Annotated in this window: 15 protein-coding genes, 1 tRNA gene and 1 pseudogene; 9 read left to right on the top strand and 8 right to left on the bottom strand. The window is 62.5% G+C overall.

Features of this window, described 5'->3' with window-relative positions; genetic code table 11:
* The 3 genes from CI15_RS14360 to CI15_RS14350 are packed head-to-tail and all read right to left on the bottom strand — an operon-like array spanning position 1 to position 1,778.
* Positions 1-300, bottom strand: a complete 300-nt coding sequence (locus CI15_RS14360; protein WP_062128962.1) for a phosphopantetheine-binding protein — start codon at positions 298-300, stop codon at positions 1-3.
* Positions 275-1,069: a lysophospholipid acyltransferase family protein gene (locus CI15_RS14355; RefSeq protein WP_062128819.1), complete on the bottom strand. Its 795-nt coding sequence runs from the start codon at positions 1,067-1,069 to the stop codon at positions 275-277. The genes CI15_RS14360 and CI15_RS14355 overlap by 26 nt, the downstream gene beginning before the upstream one ends.
* Positions 1,053-1,778: a beta-ketoacyl synthase chain length factor gene (locus CI15_RS14350; RefSeq protein WP_062128817.1), complete on the bottom strand. Its 726-nt coding sequence runs from the start codon at positions 1,776-1,778 to the stop codon at positions 1,053-1,055. The genes CI15_RS14355 and CI15_RS14350 overlap by 17 nt, the downstream gene beginning before the upstream one ends.
* 453 nt (positions 1,779-2,231) lie before the next feature.
* On the opposite strand from CI15_RS14350, the pseudogene CI15_RS37690 reads away from it, so the two are divergent.
* A pseudogene (locus tag CI15_RS37690) lies at positions 2,232-2,318 on the top strand (TMEM165/GDT1 family protein); the annotation flags it as partial.
* A 31-nt stretch (positions 2,319-2,349) separates the two neighbouring features.
* Here the strand turns inward: CI15_RS37690 and CI15_RS14345 are convergent.
* Entirely contained in the window at positions 2,350-3,048 is a 699-nt protein-coding gene (locus CI15_RS14345) for a DUF4136 domain-containing protein (RefSeq protein WP_062128815.1), read from the bottom strand.
* A 287-nt stretch (positions 3,049-3,335) separates the two neighbouring features.
* Between CI15_RS14345 and pepN the strand changes: the two genes are divergently transcribed.
* The 5 genes from pepN to CI15_RS14320 all read left to right on the top strand — a co-directional run bounded on the left by pepN (position 3,336) and on the right by CI15_RS14320 (position 8,255).
* Positions 3,336-6,032 carry an aminopeptidase N gene (gene pepN / locus CI15_RS14340; protein WP_062128813.1) on the top strand — a complete coding sequence of 899 codons (2,697 nt, stop codon included), beginning with the start codon at positions 3,336-3,338 and terminating at the stop codon, positions 6,030-6,032.
* Positions 6,033-6,225: 193 nt separating this feature from the next.
* The gene (locus tag CI15_RS14335) at positions 6,226-6,507 is read left to right on the top strand and encodes a type II toxin-antitoxin system RelE/ParE family toxin (RefSeq protein WP_062128811.1); all 282 of its coding nucleotides are present in this window, start codon (positions 6,226-6,228) and stop codon (positions 6,505-6,507) included.
* A 16-nt stretch (positions 6,508-6,523) separates the two neighbouring features.
* Positions 6,524-6,976 carry a HigA family addiction module antitoxin gene (locus tag CI15_RS14330; RefSeq protein WP_062128809.1) on the top strand — a complete coding sequence of 151 codons (453 nt, stop codon included), beginning with the start codon at positions 6,524-6,526 and terminating at the stop codon, positions 6,974-6,976.
* Positions 6,977-7,088: 112 nt separating this feature from the next.
* Entirely contained in the window at positions 7,089-8,105 is a 1,017-nt protein-coding gene (locus CI15_RS14325; protein ID WP_062128807.1) for a class 1 fructose-bisphosphatase, read from the top strand.
* Between the two features lie 74 nt (positions 8,106-8,179).
* A tRNA-Thr gene (locus tag CI15_RS14320) sits at positions 8,180-8,255 on the top strand.
* A gap of 75 nt (positions 8,256-8,330) precedes the next feature.
* Here the strand turns inward: CI15_RS14320 and CI15_RS14315 are convergent.
* Positions 8,331-9,440 carry an acyltransferase family protein gene (locus tag CI15_RS14315; protein WP_062128805.1) on the bottom strand — a complete coding sequence of 370 codons (1,110 nt, stop codon included), beginning with the start codon at positions 9,438-9,440 and terminating at the stop codon, positions 8,331-8,333.
* 352 nt (positions 9,441-9,792) lie between these two features.
* On the bottom strand, positions 9,793-9,993 hold the full coding sequence (locus tag CI15_RS14310) for a hypothetical protein (RefSeq protein ID WP_062128803.1): 201 nt from the start codon (positions 9,991-9,993) through the stop codon (positions 9,793-9,795).
* A gap of 595 nt (positions 9,994-10,588) precedes the next feature.
* Here CI15_RS14310 and CI15_RS37295 point away from each other — a divergent pair.
* Positions 10,589-10,738, top strand: coding sequence for a hypothetical protein (locus tag CI15_RS37295; protein ID WP_008921206.1), 150 nt, complete (start codon positions 10,589-10,591; stop codon positions 10,736-10,738).
* 293 nt (positions 10,739-11,031) lie between these two features.
* Entirely contained in the window at positions 11,032-11,628 is a 597-nt protein-coding gene (locus CI15_RS14305) for a chorismate mutase (RefSeq protein ID WP_062128801.1), read from the top strand.
* Between the two features lie 39 nt (positions 11,629-11,667).
* On the opposite strand, the gene CI15_RS14300 is transcribed toward CI15_RS14305, so the two are convergent.
* Together CI15_RS14300 and CI15_RS14295 are read right to left on the bottom strand one after the other, a co-directional pair.
* Positions 11,668-12,816, bottom strand: coding sequence for an exonuclease domain-containing protein (locus CI15_RS14300; protein ID WP_062128799.1), 1,149 nt, complete (start codon positions 12,814-12,816; stop codon positions 11,668-11,670).
* Between the two features lie 335 nt (positions 12,817-13,151).
* A complete protein-coding gene (locus tag CI15_RS14295) occupies positions 13,152-13,355 on the bottom strand; it encodes a cold-shock protein (protein ID WP_062128797.1) in 204 nt (67 codons plus the stop codon).
* A gap of 398 nt (positions 13,356-13,753) precedes the next feature.
* On the opposite strand from CI15_RS14295, the gene CI15_RS14290 reads away from it, so the two are divergent.
* The gene (locus CI15_RS14290; RefSeq protein ID WP_062128959.1) at positions 13,754-14,002 is read left to right on the top strand and encodes a hypothetical protein; all 249 of its coding nucleotides are present in this window, start codon (positions 13,754-13,756) and stop codon (positions 14,000-14,002) included.
* Positions 14,003-14,276: the final 274 nt, after the last annotated feature.

Below are 14,276 nucleotides of genomic sequence, written 5' to 3'. Positions count from 1 at the left end.
TTAATCCCCCTTCCTTGTGGTTTCGTTCGCAGCGTGCGTCGCTTCGCGCTGACTCTCGACCAACGCGGCGAGCGTGTTGATCGAGCGAAAGTGCTCGCGCGTGCGATCGTCGTTCGCCGCGATGGTCAGTTGGTATTGTTTGCGCAGCACGATGCCAATCTCGAGCGCGTCGATCGAATCGAGACCGATGCCGTCCGAACCGAACAACGGTGCGTCGTCGTCGATATCGGCGGGGCTCAGGTCTTCGAGATCGAGGGCCTCGATCAGAAGCTTTTTAATTTCCAGTTTTAAAGAATCCATAATCGAACAGGTGCTGGGTAATGTGGGCTTCGACGGCATTCGTCACGCTGCGCGCCGCGATGGCCGTGGTGGTGTCGTGCGCGGCCAGCTCGGCGACGCCAAGCGGCGCGAGCACGTTCACGCGCATCCGGAACGCGCGCGCCGGCACGTTGTACCAGCGCATCTGCCGCGTGAACGCGGGCGGATCGCAATCCATCAACACCGGCACGATCGGCGCGCCGGCCTTGAGCGCCATATGCGCGAAACCGCGCGAAAACGCGTGCAGCCGGTTCGGCGCGGGGCTGCGCGTGCCTTCCGGAAAAATGATCATCGTATAGCCGGCCGCGAGCTGCTTCGCACCCGCCTCGACGAGCGCGATCGCGTCCGCGTTGCTCACGTATTCGGCCGCGCGCACGATGCCCCAGAAACACGGATTGCGCCAGTGCGCGTTCTTCACGACGCAGCATGCGCGCGGCGCAAGCGACAGCAGAACCATCACGTCGAGGTAAGTCGGGTGATTCGCGACGACGATCGCGGGTCGCCCCGCGCGCAACGCCTCTTCACCGGACACCTCGAGCTGCATCACGCCGAGCGCGCGCAGCACCGCGACGAGCGCGCGGAAAAACCGGTGGATCACCGCGGTCACCGCGCGCTGCCGCGACGCGCGATGCGGCCACAGCCACGCGAGCGGAAACACGAGCACCGAAAACAGCACGCCGCACACGCCGAACCCGACAAAGGCGAGACCGGTCGCGGAGAAACGCCAGGCGTAATCAAGCCGCGCGATCATCCCACCTCCAGTGCCACAGCGCGCCGGCACCTTGCCAGCACGCGGGCTGGCCGGTCTCGAGGCAGTGCAGCAGTGCCTGGCTCTGGGTCGGGAAGCTGGCGGCGTCGCTCGCGGCGCTCCGGCTGGCGTCCCGCGGGTCGCCGGCCTCCTCGTGCGCGCGGCTGAGCGAGCAAACGATGTGCCCGGCCGACGCCTCTTTTTGCAGCAACACCGCGATCGCGCCGCCCTGCACTTCGTCCTCGATCGTGCCGTACGCGAGATCGGCCGGCTCGTCGGCATACACGAGCAACACCGGCGCATCGGGCTGGGTCGCGTATTGCGCGTACGCTTCGAGCAGCGCATAGCCGAGCGTTTGCGCGCCGGCCGACACCGCGCTCGCGGCCGAACGGTCGCCGCGAGCAATCCCGAACACCCCGGTCATCGCATTCAACACCGACAGGCTGAACGCCGTCGGCGACACCGGCTCGCCCGCGCTGATGCTGCGCAGGATGTCGGTGGTACGCCGCAGTTCCCCGTGGCGCGACGCGAACACGACGCGCACCGGCTCCTGGGCGACGCAGTCGTGCGCGACCTTGAGCGCCACCTTGGACAGCGTGCTGAGACGCCGCCGCACGATCGGCTCGATAAAGCCGATATCGGGTGCGGCAGATGCGGCAGCCGGCCAGCTAGACCAGCGACCGACCGGAATGGTCCAGTGCAGATCGGGCATACGGTGTTCGCGCGTAGAAACGGGGAAGGGGCTCAAGCGCCTGACGGAATACACAGCCGTCGCGGCGAGCGGCGCCGCGCGGATCGGGAGGTTCCAGCCGGGATCGACCAGTCTTCTTCGTGGGAATACAGGATTATCGGCAATCGGGCCCGATTATTTAGGGGCGCCCCGACTAGACGCCCCGACGATCGGGGTGTCGATTGTGGCTCTCTGGCTCCTTTTGTGGCCGAAATAATACTGAATATTCTGGATTAAATCAGCCACAAAAGACGTATCTATCTGTATCCGCGCCTCTAAAGCAACGGAATTTGACCTTGTTTGACCGAGCTGCCCGCGGCGTCAGGCTGGACGGCGGTTTCGCGCAGGGGCGAAGCGCGGCGGCGCGGCGGCGAAAGCCTCGAAAAAGCTTTCATTTTACCTTCGGGCCAAGTGTTACAGAACGGTACGCCGCGCGTCGCGCGTTTTCACGATTTCTTCGGCGTGGTGGCGGGCACGACGCTCGGCATGATGATCGCAAACGTGCCGGCGATCCTGCCCGGCGCGCTGGCGTTGTTCGGGGTCGGCGTCCGACCTACAGCGCCGCTTTCGGCGCCGATGCCGGCGCGGCGGGCGCGGGCGGCGCACCCGCAGGCAGCGACACCTCGTTCGCCTGCGCACCACCGCCGCCGAGTGGGATCTTCACGGTATGCGCGGCGCCATTCGCCAGCGGGAAGTCAAGCAGCGCGCTGCGCGCCAGATAAGGCATCGCCCGCACCAGCGACGACTCCTCGCCGAAATTGCGCGCCGTCACGTTGTAGACTTCCCGGCCGCTCACGCGCTCGGTGATCCGGATGCCGAGCAGATGCGTGAACACCGGATAGGTGTCGGTCACATACGTCGCCGGGAAAGGCCCCCAAGGTCCCCACGGATCGAACGGCCGGCCCCAGTATGGGCCGGGCCACGGGTTGTAGTAGACCGGCTGCGGGACGGACACGATGTCCGAGCGGATGCCGTAGGCGAGCTCGACCAGATAGCGCGCGTCGTCGCGGGCGACTTCGCGGAACGAGTGCACGGCGAGCTCGTTCGCGACGATCCGCTCGTACGCACTCAGTTCGAGATTGTTCTGCTGATCCGCGCGCCGCGTGAACGCGTAGGTGCGGGTCGCGTCGCTACCGCTCCAGTCGGAGAACGCCGTGACCTGCGTCGTCACGTAGGTCGTGCAGCCGGACAACTGCAGGGCCAGCGCGACGAACAGCAGCGCGACGCGGCGGGTCCATCGATCGATGTTCATGATCTGCCTCGTGGTCTCTCTCTCAAGTGCTGTAGTTAGAACCTTGAATCGAGCGCGATTATTCCGTGACTGTGTCGCCGGCCGGACGCCCGCTCCGGATCTCCACCGCGCGCCGCGCCCGATATTACGCTGACCTTGCCAGCCGGTAAAAGGTTCTGCCCCGGCACCCCAACTCGCCCCGGCTTCCCCCCGCACGATTGCCCGAGGCTTTGTACAATGAGTCGACCAAGCCCGGCTCGCGCGCCGTTTGTGCGCCCGACCGCTCGAGTACTCCACCACAGAACGCCATGGCCGATACCGAAACGCCCAATGTGATCCGCCGCGCCGATTACGCGCCGCCCGCCTTCCTGATCGACACCGTCGCGCTGGAGTTCGATCTGGTCCCCGAACGCACGGTCGTCAGGAATACGATGCGGGTGCGCCGCAACCCGGATGCGTCGCGTGCCGCGCACCTCGAACTGATGGGCGAGCAGCTCGAATTCGTCAGCGCCGTGATCGACGGCAAGCCGTTCCCGAACGCGCATCCGCACGAGCATGGCCTGTTGCTCGACAACGTGCCGGACAGCTTCGAGCTTACGCTCACGAGCATCTGCAATCCCGTGGAAAACACCACGCTGTCGGGCCTGTACGTATCGAGCGGCAACTTCTTCACGCAGTGCGAGGCCGAGGGGTTTCGCCGCATCACCTACTTCCTCGACCGTCCCGACGTGATGGCGAGCTTCACGGTTACGCTGCGCGCGAGCAAGGCCGACTATCCGGTGCTGCTGTCGAACGGCAATCTGCTCGAAGAAGGCGACCTGCCCGACGGCCGCCATTTCGCGCGCTGGGAAGATCCGTTCAAGAAGCCGAGCTATCTGTTCGCGCTCGTCGCGGGCAAGCTCGTCGCGCTCGAAGAACGCGTGAAGACCGGCTCGGGCAAGGAAAAACTGCTGCAGGTCTGGGTCGAGCCGCACGATCTCGACAAGACCCGCCACGCGATGGATTCGCTGATCCACTCGATCCGCTGGGATGAAGAGCGCTTTGGGCTGGAGCTCGATCTGGACCGCTTCATGATCGTCGCGGTCAGCGACTTCAACATGGGCGCGATGGAAAACAAGGGGCTCAACATCTTCAACACGAAGTACGTGCTCGCAAACCCCGAAACGGCCACCGACACCGACTTCGCGAACATCGAGGCGGTGGTCGGCCACGAGTACTTCCACAACTGGACCGGCAACCGCGTGACCTGCCGCGACTGGTTCCAGCTGAGCCTGAAGGAAGGCCTCACGGTGTTCCGCGACCAGGAGTTTTCGGCCGACATGGCCGGCGGCGCCACCGACGAAGCCGCGCGCGCGACCAAGCGCATCGAGGACGTGCGCGTGCTGCGCCAGATGCAGTTCGCCGAGGACGCGGGCCCGATGGCGCATCCGGTGCGCCCGGAGAGCTACGTCGAGATCAACAACTTCTACACGATGACCGTCTACGAGAAGGGTTCGGAAGTCGTGCGGATGTATCAGACGCTGTTCGGCCGCGACGGCTTTCGCAAGGGCATGGACCTGTATTTCAGGCGTCACGACGGCCAGGCCGTGACCTGCGACGACTTCCGTCACGCGCTCGCCGACGCCAACGGCCGCGATCTCGCGCAGTTCGAGCGCTGGTATAGCCAGGCCGGCACGCCGCGCGTGTCGGTACGCACCCGCTACGACGCCGCGCAGCGGCGCTACAGCGTCACCTTGAAGCAGGGCTACGGCGATGGCGTACCGGCCGCGCGCGAAACGCAGAAGGGACCGCTGCTGATTCCGTTCGCGATCGGTCTGATCGGCAAGGACGGCCGCGATCTGCCGCTGCAACTCGACGGCGAGGCGCAGGCATCGGCATCGACCACGCGCGTACTCGAATTCACGCAGACCGATCAGACCTTCACGTTCGTCAACGTCGGCGAGGAGCCGCTGCCGTCGCTGCTGCGCAATTTTTCGGCGCCGGTGATCGTCGAGTACGACTACACGGCCGATCAGCTCGCATTCCTGCTCGCCCACGACAGCGATCCGTTCAACCGCTGGGAAGCCGGCCAGCGGCTCGCGACGCGCGAGTTGCTCGCGCTCGCCGGGCGTGCGGCCACGGGCGCGGCGTTGCAGCTCGACGACTCGGTGGTCGCCGCGTTCGCGCGCGTGCTGACCGACGAGACGCTGTCGCCGGCGTTCCGCGAACTCGCGCTGATGCTGCCGTCCGAAGCGTATCTGGCCGAGCAGATGGCCGAGTCGAATCCGGCCGCGGTCCACGCGGCACGGCAGTTCGTGCGCAAACGCCTCGCCAACGCGCTGCGCGACGACTGGCTCAAGGTCTACGAGCAGCATCGCACGCCGGGCGCGTATGAAGCGACGCCCGAGGCGGCCGGTCATCGCGCGTTGAAGAATCTGGCGCTGTCGTACCTGACCGAGCTCGACGATGCCGCGCACGCCGTGCGTCTCGCGGCCGCGCAATACGAAGCCGCCGACAATATGACCGACCGCGCGGCCGCGCTGTCGGCGCTGCTCAACGCGGCCGCGCCGCAAGGCGGCAGCGCCGAGGCGCAACACGCGCTCGACGACTTCTATCGGCGCTTCGAGAAGGAGCCGCTCGTCATCGACAAATGGTTCGCGTTGCAGGCCACCCAGCGCGGCGGCGCGCAGCATCCGGTGATCGACACGGTGCGCAAGCTGATGACGCATCCTGCTTTCAACCTGAAGAACCCGAACCGCGCGCGCTCGCTGATTTTCAGCTTCTGCGCGGCGAACCCCGCGCAGTTCCACGCGGAAGACGGCTCCGGCTACGCATTCTGGGCCGACCAGGTGATCGCGCTCGACGCGCTCAATCCGCAGGTGGCCGCGCGCCTCGCGCGCTCGCTCGAACTGTGGCGCCGCTTCACACCAACGCTGCGCGACAGCATGCGCGCGGCACTCGAGAAAGTGGCCGCGCAGGTCAAGTCGCGCGACGTGCGCGAAATCGTCGAGAAGGCGTTGGCGTGATGCGTTGCTAAGCGCTTCACTCGCCTCAGGAAAGCCGGCACGCGTTGCCGGCTTTTTTTCGTGTGCGCGCTGCGTTCGCGCGCTCGCGTCGTGCCGTTAGCCGTTTGGCCGACTGTTCATCGGATGTCGCCGGGAAGAGAGTATACGCACTTTCTTAACGGTTTACATTTAACGCAACGCGTTATATCATTCGATGATCACGACATTCGCAGACAAGGCCACCGCAAGAATATTCCAGGGCAGGTTCGTGCATTCGTTGCCTCACTCAATCCAGCTGCTTGCGCATCGCAAGTTACTGATGATCGACGCGGCGCGCTCCATCGCGAATCTGCACGCGCCGCCCGGCAACCGGCTCGAAGCCTTGCAAGGTCAGCGCAGCGGGCAATGGAGTATCCGCATCAATGCGCAGTGGCGCATCTGTTTTCATTTCGTCGGCGAAGACGCGTTGAATGTCGAGATCGTCGACTATCACTGATTATTGGGAGACCGACATGGTCATCAAACGCTCCGCGCTGAAGAGCGTCGATTTCTCGGACATCGACACCGGCGAGGCGATTGCCGAGATCCATCCGGGCGAAATTCTGCGCAGCGAGTTCCTCGAACCGCTTGGCATGTCCGTCAACGCGCTCGCGCTTGCGCTGCGGGTACCGGCGCCGCGCATCAACGACGTGGTGCGCGGCCGCCGCGCGATCTCCGCCGATACCGCGCTGCGGCTCGAGCGCTACTTCGGCGCCAGCGCGCAGTTCTGGCTCAACCTTCAAATCGCCTACGACCTGCGCGTCGCCACCGCCGCCGCCGGCGAGCAGATCGAACGGGAAATCGAGCCGATGCCGCGCGCCGAGCGTCCGAAACTGCCGAGCGTGCCCGCCGGACACGCCCGGGCCGCGGCGCTCGCGGCCAGCGTCAGCGGCACCGTCTCGGCCAGGACGCGCCGCAAGACCTGAACGCGGCGCGGCGTCCTCTCGCGTCATGCGCCCGAGTACGGTCAAAAGCACGGAGCCGACACAACGAACGGTTAAAATCCCAACATTCTTCTAGCCTTCCCGGAGTACAGCAATGTCTTTGCAACGTCGTACCACTCTCTCGAAGTACCTGATCGAGCAGCAGCGCGAAACCAATAACCTGCCCGCCGATCTGCGCCTGCTGATCGAAGTCGTCGCGCGCGCGTGCAAGGCGATCAGCTACCACGTCAGCAAAGGCGCACTCGGCGATGCACTCGGCTCGGCGGGCAGCGAAAATGTCCAGGGCGAAGTGCAGAAGAAGCTCGACATCCTGTCGAACGAGATCCTGCTCGAGGCCAATGAATGGGGCGGCAACCTCGCCGGCATGGCCTCCGAGGAAATGGAACAGTTCTTCCCGATTCCGGCCAATTATCCGAAGGGCGAATACCTGCTTGTGTTCGATCCGCTCGACGGCTCGTCGAACATCGACGTCAACGTGTCGATCGGCACGATCTTCTCGGTGCTGCGTTGCCCGGACGGCCACCAGGCCACCGAGCAGTCGTTCCTGCAGCCGGGCACGCAACAAGTCGCCGCGGGCTATGCGGTGTACGGTCCGCAAACGGTACTCGTGCTGACCACCGGTAACGGCGTGAACTGCTTCACGCTCGATCGCGAGCTCGGCTCGTGGGTGCTCACGCAAAGCGATATGCGCATTCCCGTCGAAACGCGCGAATATGCGATCAATGCGTCGAACGAACGCCACTGGTATGCGCCGGTTCAGCAGTACATCGGCGAACTGAAAGCGGGCAAGGAAGGTTCGCGTCAGTCCGACTTCAACATGCGCTGGATCGCGTCGATGGTCGCCGACGTGCATCGAATCCTGAATCGCGGCGGCATCTTCATGTACCCGGCCGACAAGCGCACGCCGGACAAGCCGGGCAAGCTGCGTCTGATGTACGAAGCCAATCCGATGGCGTTCATCGTCGAGCAGGCGGGCGGCGCCGCGACCAACGGCGAAAAGCGCATTCTCGACATCCAGCCGAAGAGCCTGCACGAGCGCGTCGCGGTATTCCTCGGCTCGAAGAACGAGGTCGATCGCGTGACCCGTTACCACCTCGAAGGGAAAAAATGATCTCGATATAAAAAAATGCAGCGGGGGACTTGCCAAAGCACGGAAGTACTCCCTATAATCTCGCTTCTCCTGATGCCGGAATAGCTCAGACGGTAGAGCAGCGCATTCGTAATGCGAAGGTCGGGGGTTCGATTCCTCTTTCCGGCACCATCAAGTTTCAAGCAAAAAGCCCAGTCCTCGTGACTGGGCTTTTTGTTTTGGCCGTTGCGCGAGGCACTGCGTCGCTCAGGAGGCAGGCGCCATAGGCATCGCCGCTTCTTTTGCCTCCCCTCCCCTGTGGCGCCATGCCTGCGCATTCGCGACGATCGCACGACGCGCCGGCACCTCGACCAGGTAGTAACCGAGCGCACCGCCCGCCACGACCACGCCCAATTCGACGAGCAGTATCAGCATCGCAATGATCGGGTTTTGCGGCACATGCAGCTTTCTGACTACCTGGTTGCAGGCGATCTGCAGAATCGGGTGAATCAGATAGATCGAAAACGAAATCTCGCCGAGAAAAACGGCAACCCGATTGCCGAATAGCGCTCTGCCGATCACGCCACCATTCGCGAGACCTGCGATCACGAGCAGGATCAACGGCAGCAGCAGGACCGGCAACGTGGTCGGCACGCACATCAGGATCATCAGCGCAACGAGACCGACGCACATCGCAAGTTCGCCAACCTTCCACGTCTTGAGGAGCCGGAACAGCCAATATCCGGCGAGGAACTGCGGCACGATCCGCAACGCGCCGAACGTGGTCAGTTCGAGAGCGCCGTCGTTGTACAGGAAGCAGTACAGGCACAACATCAGCCAGCACAAGAGCACGAGCACACCGCAGGTCGCCCGCGACAGCCGGCTCAGCACTTTCGCGCACAGCGGAAACAGAAACAGGTAGGCGAACCATTCAGCGCTGATCGACCAGGACACGAAGTTCCAGCTCAGCTTCCCTTCGAGCCCCCATGCCTGAACGAGCAGCGCGTTCTCGACGGCGGTGCGCGCGGTGTACACCACGTCACTGTGCGCGAACTCATGGCCGATGTGCTTCGCGACGAACCAAAGGCCAACGAACACCAGAAACGTCAGCAGATGCATCGGATAGACGCGCGCGAACCGCTTGACGATGAACGACCGATAGGCGGTCCAGTCGAACGAAGTCTCGCGCGATGGCAGGTAGGTATAGGCCAGAATGAAGCCGCTCAGCACGAAAAAGATGTCGACACCCCAAACCCAGTTATCGACCAGTTGTACGATGCCCAGCGGCATCACCCCTTCGTTGTCGGCAAAGTGATGGACGACGACGAGCAATGCCGCGAACGCACGTAGTCCGGTCAGGTTGTCGATCTTTTTCATTGAAGCTCCCCTGGCGATCACGCAGGCGAGCACGACGCAGCGCCACGCAAACGAGGCGTGGCCACGCGATGCGCGGCTCCCGGCGGCATATTGTGTTGATGCAGCGACGTTGCGAGGCCGACCTACTCGTCTCGCGGAGCCGGCCTTTGCGGTCTCGGCTCTGTAATGACTGATGCGCGTGGTGTTCCGCCTCTCACCCGGCAACGGGTGAGAAGAAAACTGCGACACGGCAATTGCATCGTATTAGTTCGCCGTAAGACGGTGTGTGCGCCAACACACGACGTTGCATGCAAGGTCTCGCCAGAAAGCCGGCGGGGTTGCTTGGCGCAGGTAACCGTCGTTCGCGGCGAGCCTAGTCGGGAACCCGGAGCGGATCGTAAGACGGCGGCATCGCGAGATTGCGCGCGACGACAGTATCCGCCTGCGCGGCCGGCTGCTGGTGTGACGCGCCGTATGCGGCAATCGCGTGCGCGGGTGCCGACGCGAACCACAAGATCCTGCCGGCGCATTCGATGCCGACCTGACGTCCGTTCCAGTAGACAGCGTTTTCCATCGCGCCCCCTCCTCTAACACGAAGACTGTCATCCTCCGCGCCGCTCGTCGCGCGTCCGTCTGCCAACGCACGTTGGGCGATGTTGTTTTGTCACAGGAATGCGCAATTCAGTTTGCGAGGCAACGGACAGCCAGTTAATAACGACGAAAATCTTTAAATAGTGTTTTATGCGGTCAACCCGACGTCGAATGTGCCGTTTACAAAGAATCAGGCCGGAATGTTAAGCAATCGGCAATTTACGAACGTTCAGTTCGGAAAAGAGAAAATCCTGCCGATGCGGCGACGCACAAGATTGTCACGTGTTATTCACATGAACACGTTAGGCATGACCCACAACTATAACGACCGATCGTGCTGAAACCCAGTCAGGGTAAGGCGCAGGAGGGAATAGCGGAGGGAGCGGGATAGAGATGATTTCGCGCGGGATTAAGCAGATCACGAAACCCGAGCGATAGTCAGACGATAAATTCTATTCAATCCCTCTGCTGATGTGTCGGCTTGTGCCGTTAAAGCAACAGACTGTGTATGACTCGCATCGGACGCTGGTGCGAGGCGAGGAACGAGGCCGATAATCGGTTCGCAAAGGAGAAAGATCATGGACGCCAAACCACCGAAGATTCCGACCCCGGACAAAGTGTTTTACCCGGATCCGGAACCCGTGGCCGTCGAGTTTCTGGGAGCCGAACTGCCTGAGCATGTTCGCGCTTTCTTCGACGAACAACGCAAATCGTGCGATCCGAAGTAACGGACTATTGGCGCGGCGCAGCATTCGTGCTCGTTGAATTCACGCGCGGCGAGTGCTCGCGCCCCCATAACGCGTCCGGCGCTTGCGTCGCGACTCTGGATCAGCTCGCCTGATCAGCGCAGCTGCGCTGGGCCACGCGGCCCGAGCGTGAGAATCTGCGCGGCCTTCTCGCGCCCAGACCTACCTTCCCCGTCCTCACAACCCGTGGTAATTGGCGCGCTAGTAGTGCCGTTCGCCGGGCATCATTTATTCTTCTGTTTTTCCGTTAGCGGCCGCCCGGCCACGTTCATCTCATGAATCGTTTGCATCGCTTCGGCGCATCATGCGCGCTCACCCTGGCAGCCACCTTTGCCTTCGCACCCGTCCCGGCCCTGGCCGATGGCGACGACACCGCGCTCACGAACCTGATCGCACTGGTTTCGCAGCGTCTCGCGCTCGCGGAGCCGGTCGCGCGCTGGAAGTGGGCCAACCACCAGCCGATTACCGATACGCCGCGTGAAAACGCACTGCTCGCCGAGGTGGAAAAGCGCGCCGCGGCGGCAAACGTCGACCCGGCATTCGCCCGCGCGTTCTTCCAGGATCAGATCGACGCAAGCAAGGACGTGCAGAACGCGCTCTTCGAGAACTGGCGCCACACCCAGCCACCGCAAGGTCCCGCACCCGATCTCGCGACGAGCACGCGACCGCAGCTCGACAAGCTGACGCAATCGCTGATGACGGGTCTCGTGCGTGTGCAGCCCATGCGCGGGGCGGACGACTGTCCATCGCGCGTCGCGCAATCGCTGGCTAACTGGAAGGCACTGACGCGCTATGACTCTGCGCATTCGAGCGCGTTGACCCGGGCGCTCGGTCACGTGTGCGAGACGGGAGGTGTCGGCGCGACCGGCTGATTCCCGCAACGCCACGGCGCGTGCGCGCCTCCACAAGCGTTACGCGGCGACGCTCGACTCGGGCGTGTCGCGCGACACGCTCAACGGCATCACGCGCAGACCACGCGCCAGATGGCTTTGCAGGATACGGTACGTCGAGAGCTCGAACGCTCCCGCCATCGTCGACGCATGCAACTGCGCAGCCTGCGCGAGCGATGGCGCGTGTCCGAGATAGCGCCAACGGTCGACCACGTGGAAGATGCGCTGCGCTTCCTCACGCTCCTCGAACACGATAGGCCCTTCGAATGGCCACGGCGCGTCCGCCGGATCGCTCTTCGTCACGCGCGGCAACCGGTTGTGGCCCGGCCGCAGCGTTGCGACCCACTGTGCCTCCGCGAGCATCGCGCCAAGTTCGCCGCCAGTCGCGCGCCATTCGACGCGCCGTACCAGCTGCGCGAGCCGGATATCCTTCGACGAGCGCCGCTCGCCGGTCAGATGCGCGCGCAACCGCTGACGCACGCGCACGCTTCGGCCGACGTACAGCGGCGCATCGCCCTCCCCGTAGAACGCGTAGACGCCACAGCCCGCCGGTGCAGTGTCGAGCAGATCCTCGGTGATGTCGCCGGCGAGCCGGTAGCGCCGCGTCGTGCGCTCGATCTGCGCGCGCAGCGCCTCCAGCGGCACGAGCGTCGGCAGTCGCTGCCAGAACTGCCAGATCAGATCGGCATCGGCAAGCGCACGGTGGCGGTCGGACGGCACCAGTGCATGGCGTTCCACGAGCGCATCGAGTCCGTGGCGCTTTTCACCGGGGAATAGCGCGCGCGACAGCCGCACCGTGCACAGTACGTCCGGATCGAACGCGAGCCCTGCGCGGCGAAACTCGCTGCGCAGAAATCCGCGATCGAAACTCGCGTTGTGCGCGACGAACAGCTTGCCATTCAGGCGCTCCAACAGCGCGGGCGCGATCGACTCGAACGTCGGGGCGCCGCGCACCATGTCGTTGGTAATGCCGGTCAGTTGCTGGATGAACGATGGAATCGGCTGCTGCGGGTCGATCAGACTGCTCCAGCGCGACACACCGGCCGGCCCGACTTCGACGACGCCGACCTCGGTAATGCGATGCTCGCTCGTGGAGCCGCCGGTCGTTTCGAGGTCGACGAATACGATGGGTACATCGAGGGCCGGTTCGAGCGAAAACAGTTCAGACATGGGACAAAGGATTCGGACGCGTGAATTTGCGGCAAGTATGCACCAGTTGGGCGTTGAGCATGCAGGTTGCGCCGCGTATGCAAGCGGAGATTGAGTCGAGGTAGCTCGGGAGCATGCGCCGATATCCTGCGGACACCTGAAGCGGACAATTCATCGGCAAACGACTAAGCGCAATTAAAGGCATTATCTTCCGACAATAATGCGGATCGTTGAACCACGCAGTTACTGAAGTTCAATCTGCAAAAATATGCCGAGCGGAAATAAAAAACCCTCGCGCATCGGCGAGGGTCGTTCCTTCCTGAGCGCGCAAACGACACACGCCAGGCGCAGCGCCTTTACAACGGCTGAATGTTGGCCGCCTGCTTGCCCTTAGGGCTGGTCTTGACTTCAAAGGAAACGCGCTGGTTTTCCTTCAGCGACTTGAAGCCCTCACTGCGAATCTCAGAAAAGTGCGCGAACAAATCCTCGCCGCCGGTATCCGACGTGATGAAGCCAAAGCCCTTAGCATCGTTGAACCATTTGACGACACCAGTTTCCATTTCCTGTTTCCCTCTGTGATTTACCCAAAGCGGGCATTGCCCCTGAATCGATCTAACCCCGAATTCAGTTGCCGATATCTGATAGATGGATAAAACCAGAATCAGCCAGTGAAATACGGCTTTGCCGTTATACGGGGAACGGAGAATGGCCGTCAAGTAAACTTTTCATATGCGTTTAGCGTATAAAAGAATAAGACGTCAAATCGTAGGGATATCGATTTGTCCGTCAAATTTACCTGGACGAATTAATTCGCATCGAATAACGGGAAAATTTGCGGGCACATGCAACATGAATGTAACAAAATCTATCTTTGCGTAAGTGTTTGTCCGACTTGTTGCGGCACAGCCCCCCTCGCATGATGCAGATCAGGTGTAGCGATGCGCTTCAGGAGGTTGCCATGCTGTTCCGTGAAATTCGCCGTCTCGTCGCCTGGCTCACTCATTCACATGCAAAGGTCGTACCCGATCAGCCCGCACGAGTCACGGATTCAACTCCCGTTTTCGATTTCGATCCGATGTGGCACGGAGATCACTGGCAGAACCTGCTCTCCTCGCCGATGGATGCGCGCCGCTACGTGATGGAAGACTGGAGCGTCTCCGCCCCCGCGGACTGGGACGACGCTGAAGGTACCGCGCCCGCTCACTAGATCAATCCGCGACGAGGCATCAGCACATAAAAAAAGCGCGACTGGAAGGTCGCGCCGACAAAGGTTTGGAGATCTTTTTCGTCAAGAAAAAGTCTGCTTCGGAAAGCAGAAACTACAGTATAGCGGCCTTATGCAATTTCAATTATTCACATTATTAACAATCGTCTATTGCCGCAATAACAACAATCGCTTTTTCGCATTTTTCCCCGTCGTTTTTTCGCGTCGTTCTGTGTAGCGAATCAGCAACGCACGTCACGAAAATTCCACCGACTGA

The organism is Paraburkholderia monticola, from assembly GCF_001580545.1.
Lineage (GTDB): Bacteria > Pseudomonadota > Gammaproteobacteria > Burkholderiales > Burkholderiaceae > Paraburkholderia > Paraburkholderia monticola.
This window is presented reverse-complemented; position numbering and strand designations above follow the sequence as displayed.

Coding starts and splice junctions, on each gene's coding strand:
- CI15_RS14355 (WP_062128819.1), bottom strand. CDS start 1,069: ATGATCGCGCGGCTTGATTACGCCTGGCGTTTCTCCGCGACCGGTCTC.
- CI15_RS14300 (WP_062128799.1), bottom strand. CDS start 12,816: ATGTCTGAACTGTTTTCGCTCGAACCGGCCCTCGATGTACCCATCGTA.
- CI15_RS14295 (WP_062128797.1), bottom strand. CDS start 13,355: ATGGAAACTGGTGTCGTCAAATGGTTCAACGATGCTAAGGGCTTTGGC.
- CI15_RS14305 (WP_062128801.1), top strand. CDS start 11,032: ATGAATCGTTTGCATCGCTTCGGCGCATCATGCGCGCTCACCCTGGCA.
- CI15_RS14335 (WP_062128811.1), top strand. CDS start 6,226: ATGATCACGACATTCGCAGACAAGGCCACCGCAAGAATATTCCAGGGC.
- CI15_RS14360 (WP_062128962.1), bottom strand. CDS start 300: ATGGATTCTTTAAAACTGGAAATTAAAAAGCTTCTGATCGAGGCCCTC.
- pepN (WP_062128813.1), top strand. CDS start 3,336: ATGGCCGATACCGAAACGCCCAATGTGATCCGCCGCGCCGATTACGCG.
- CI15_RS37295 (WP_008921206.1), top strand. CDS start 10,589: ATGGACGCCAAACCACCGAAGATTCCGACCCCGGACAAAGTGTTTTAC.
- CI15_RS14315 (WP_062128805.1), bottom strand. CDS start 9,440: ATGAAAAAGATCGACAACCTGACCGGACTACGTGCGTTCGCGGCATTG.
- CI15_RS14310 (WP_062128803.1), bottom strand. CDS start 9,993: ATGGAAAACGCTGTCTACTGGAACGGACGTCAGGTCGGCATCGAATGC.
- CI15_RS14325 (WP_062128807.1), top strand. CDS start 7,089: ATGTCTTTGCAACGTCGTACCACTCTCTCGAAGTACCTGATCGAGCAG.
- CI15_RS14350 (WP_062128817.1), bottom strand. CDS start 1,778: ATGCCCGATCTGCACTGGACCATTCCGGTCGGTCGCTGGTCTAGCTGG.
- CI15_RS14345 (WP_062128815.1), bottom strand. CDS start 3,048: ATGAACATCGATCGATGGACCCGCCGCGTCGCGCTGCTGTTCGTCGCG.
- CI15_RS14330 (WP_062128809.1), top strand. CDS start 6,524: ATGGTCATCAAACGCTCCGCGCTGAAGAGCGTCGATTTCTCGGACATC.
- CI15_RS14290 (WP_062128959.1), top strand. CDS start 13,754: ATGCTGTTCCGTGAAATTCGCCGTCTCGTCGCCTGGCTCACTCATTCA.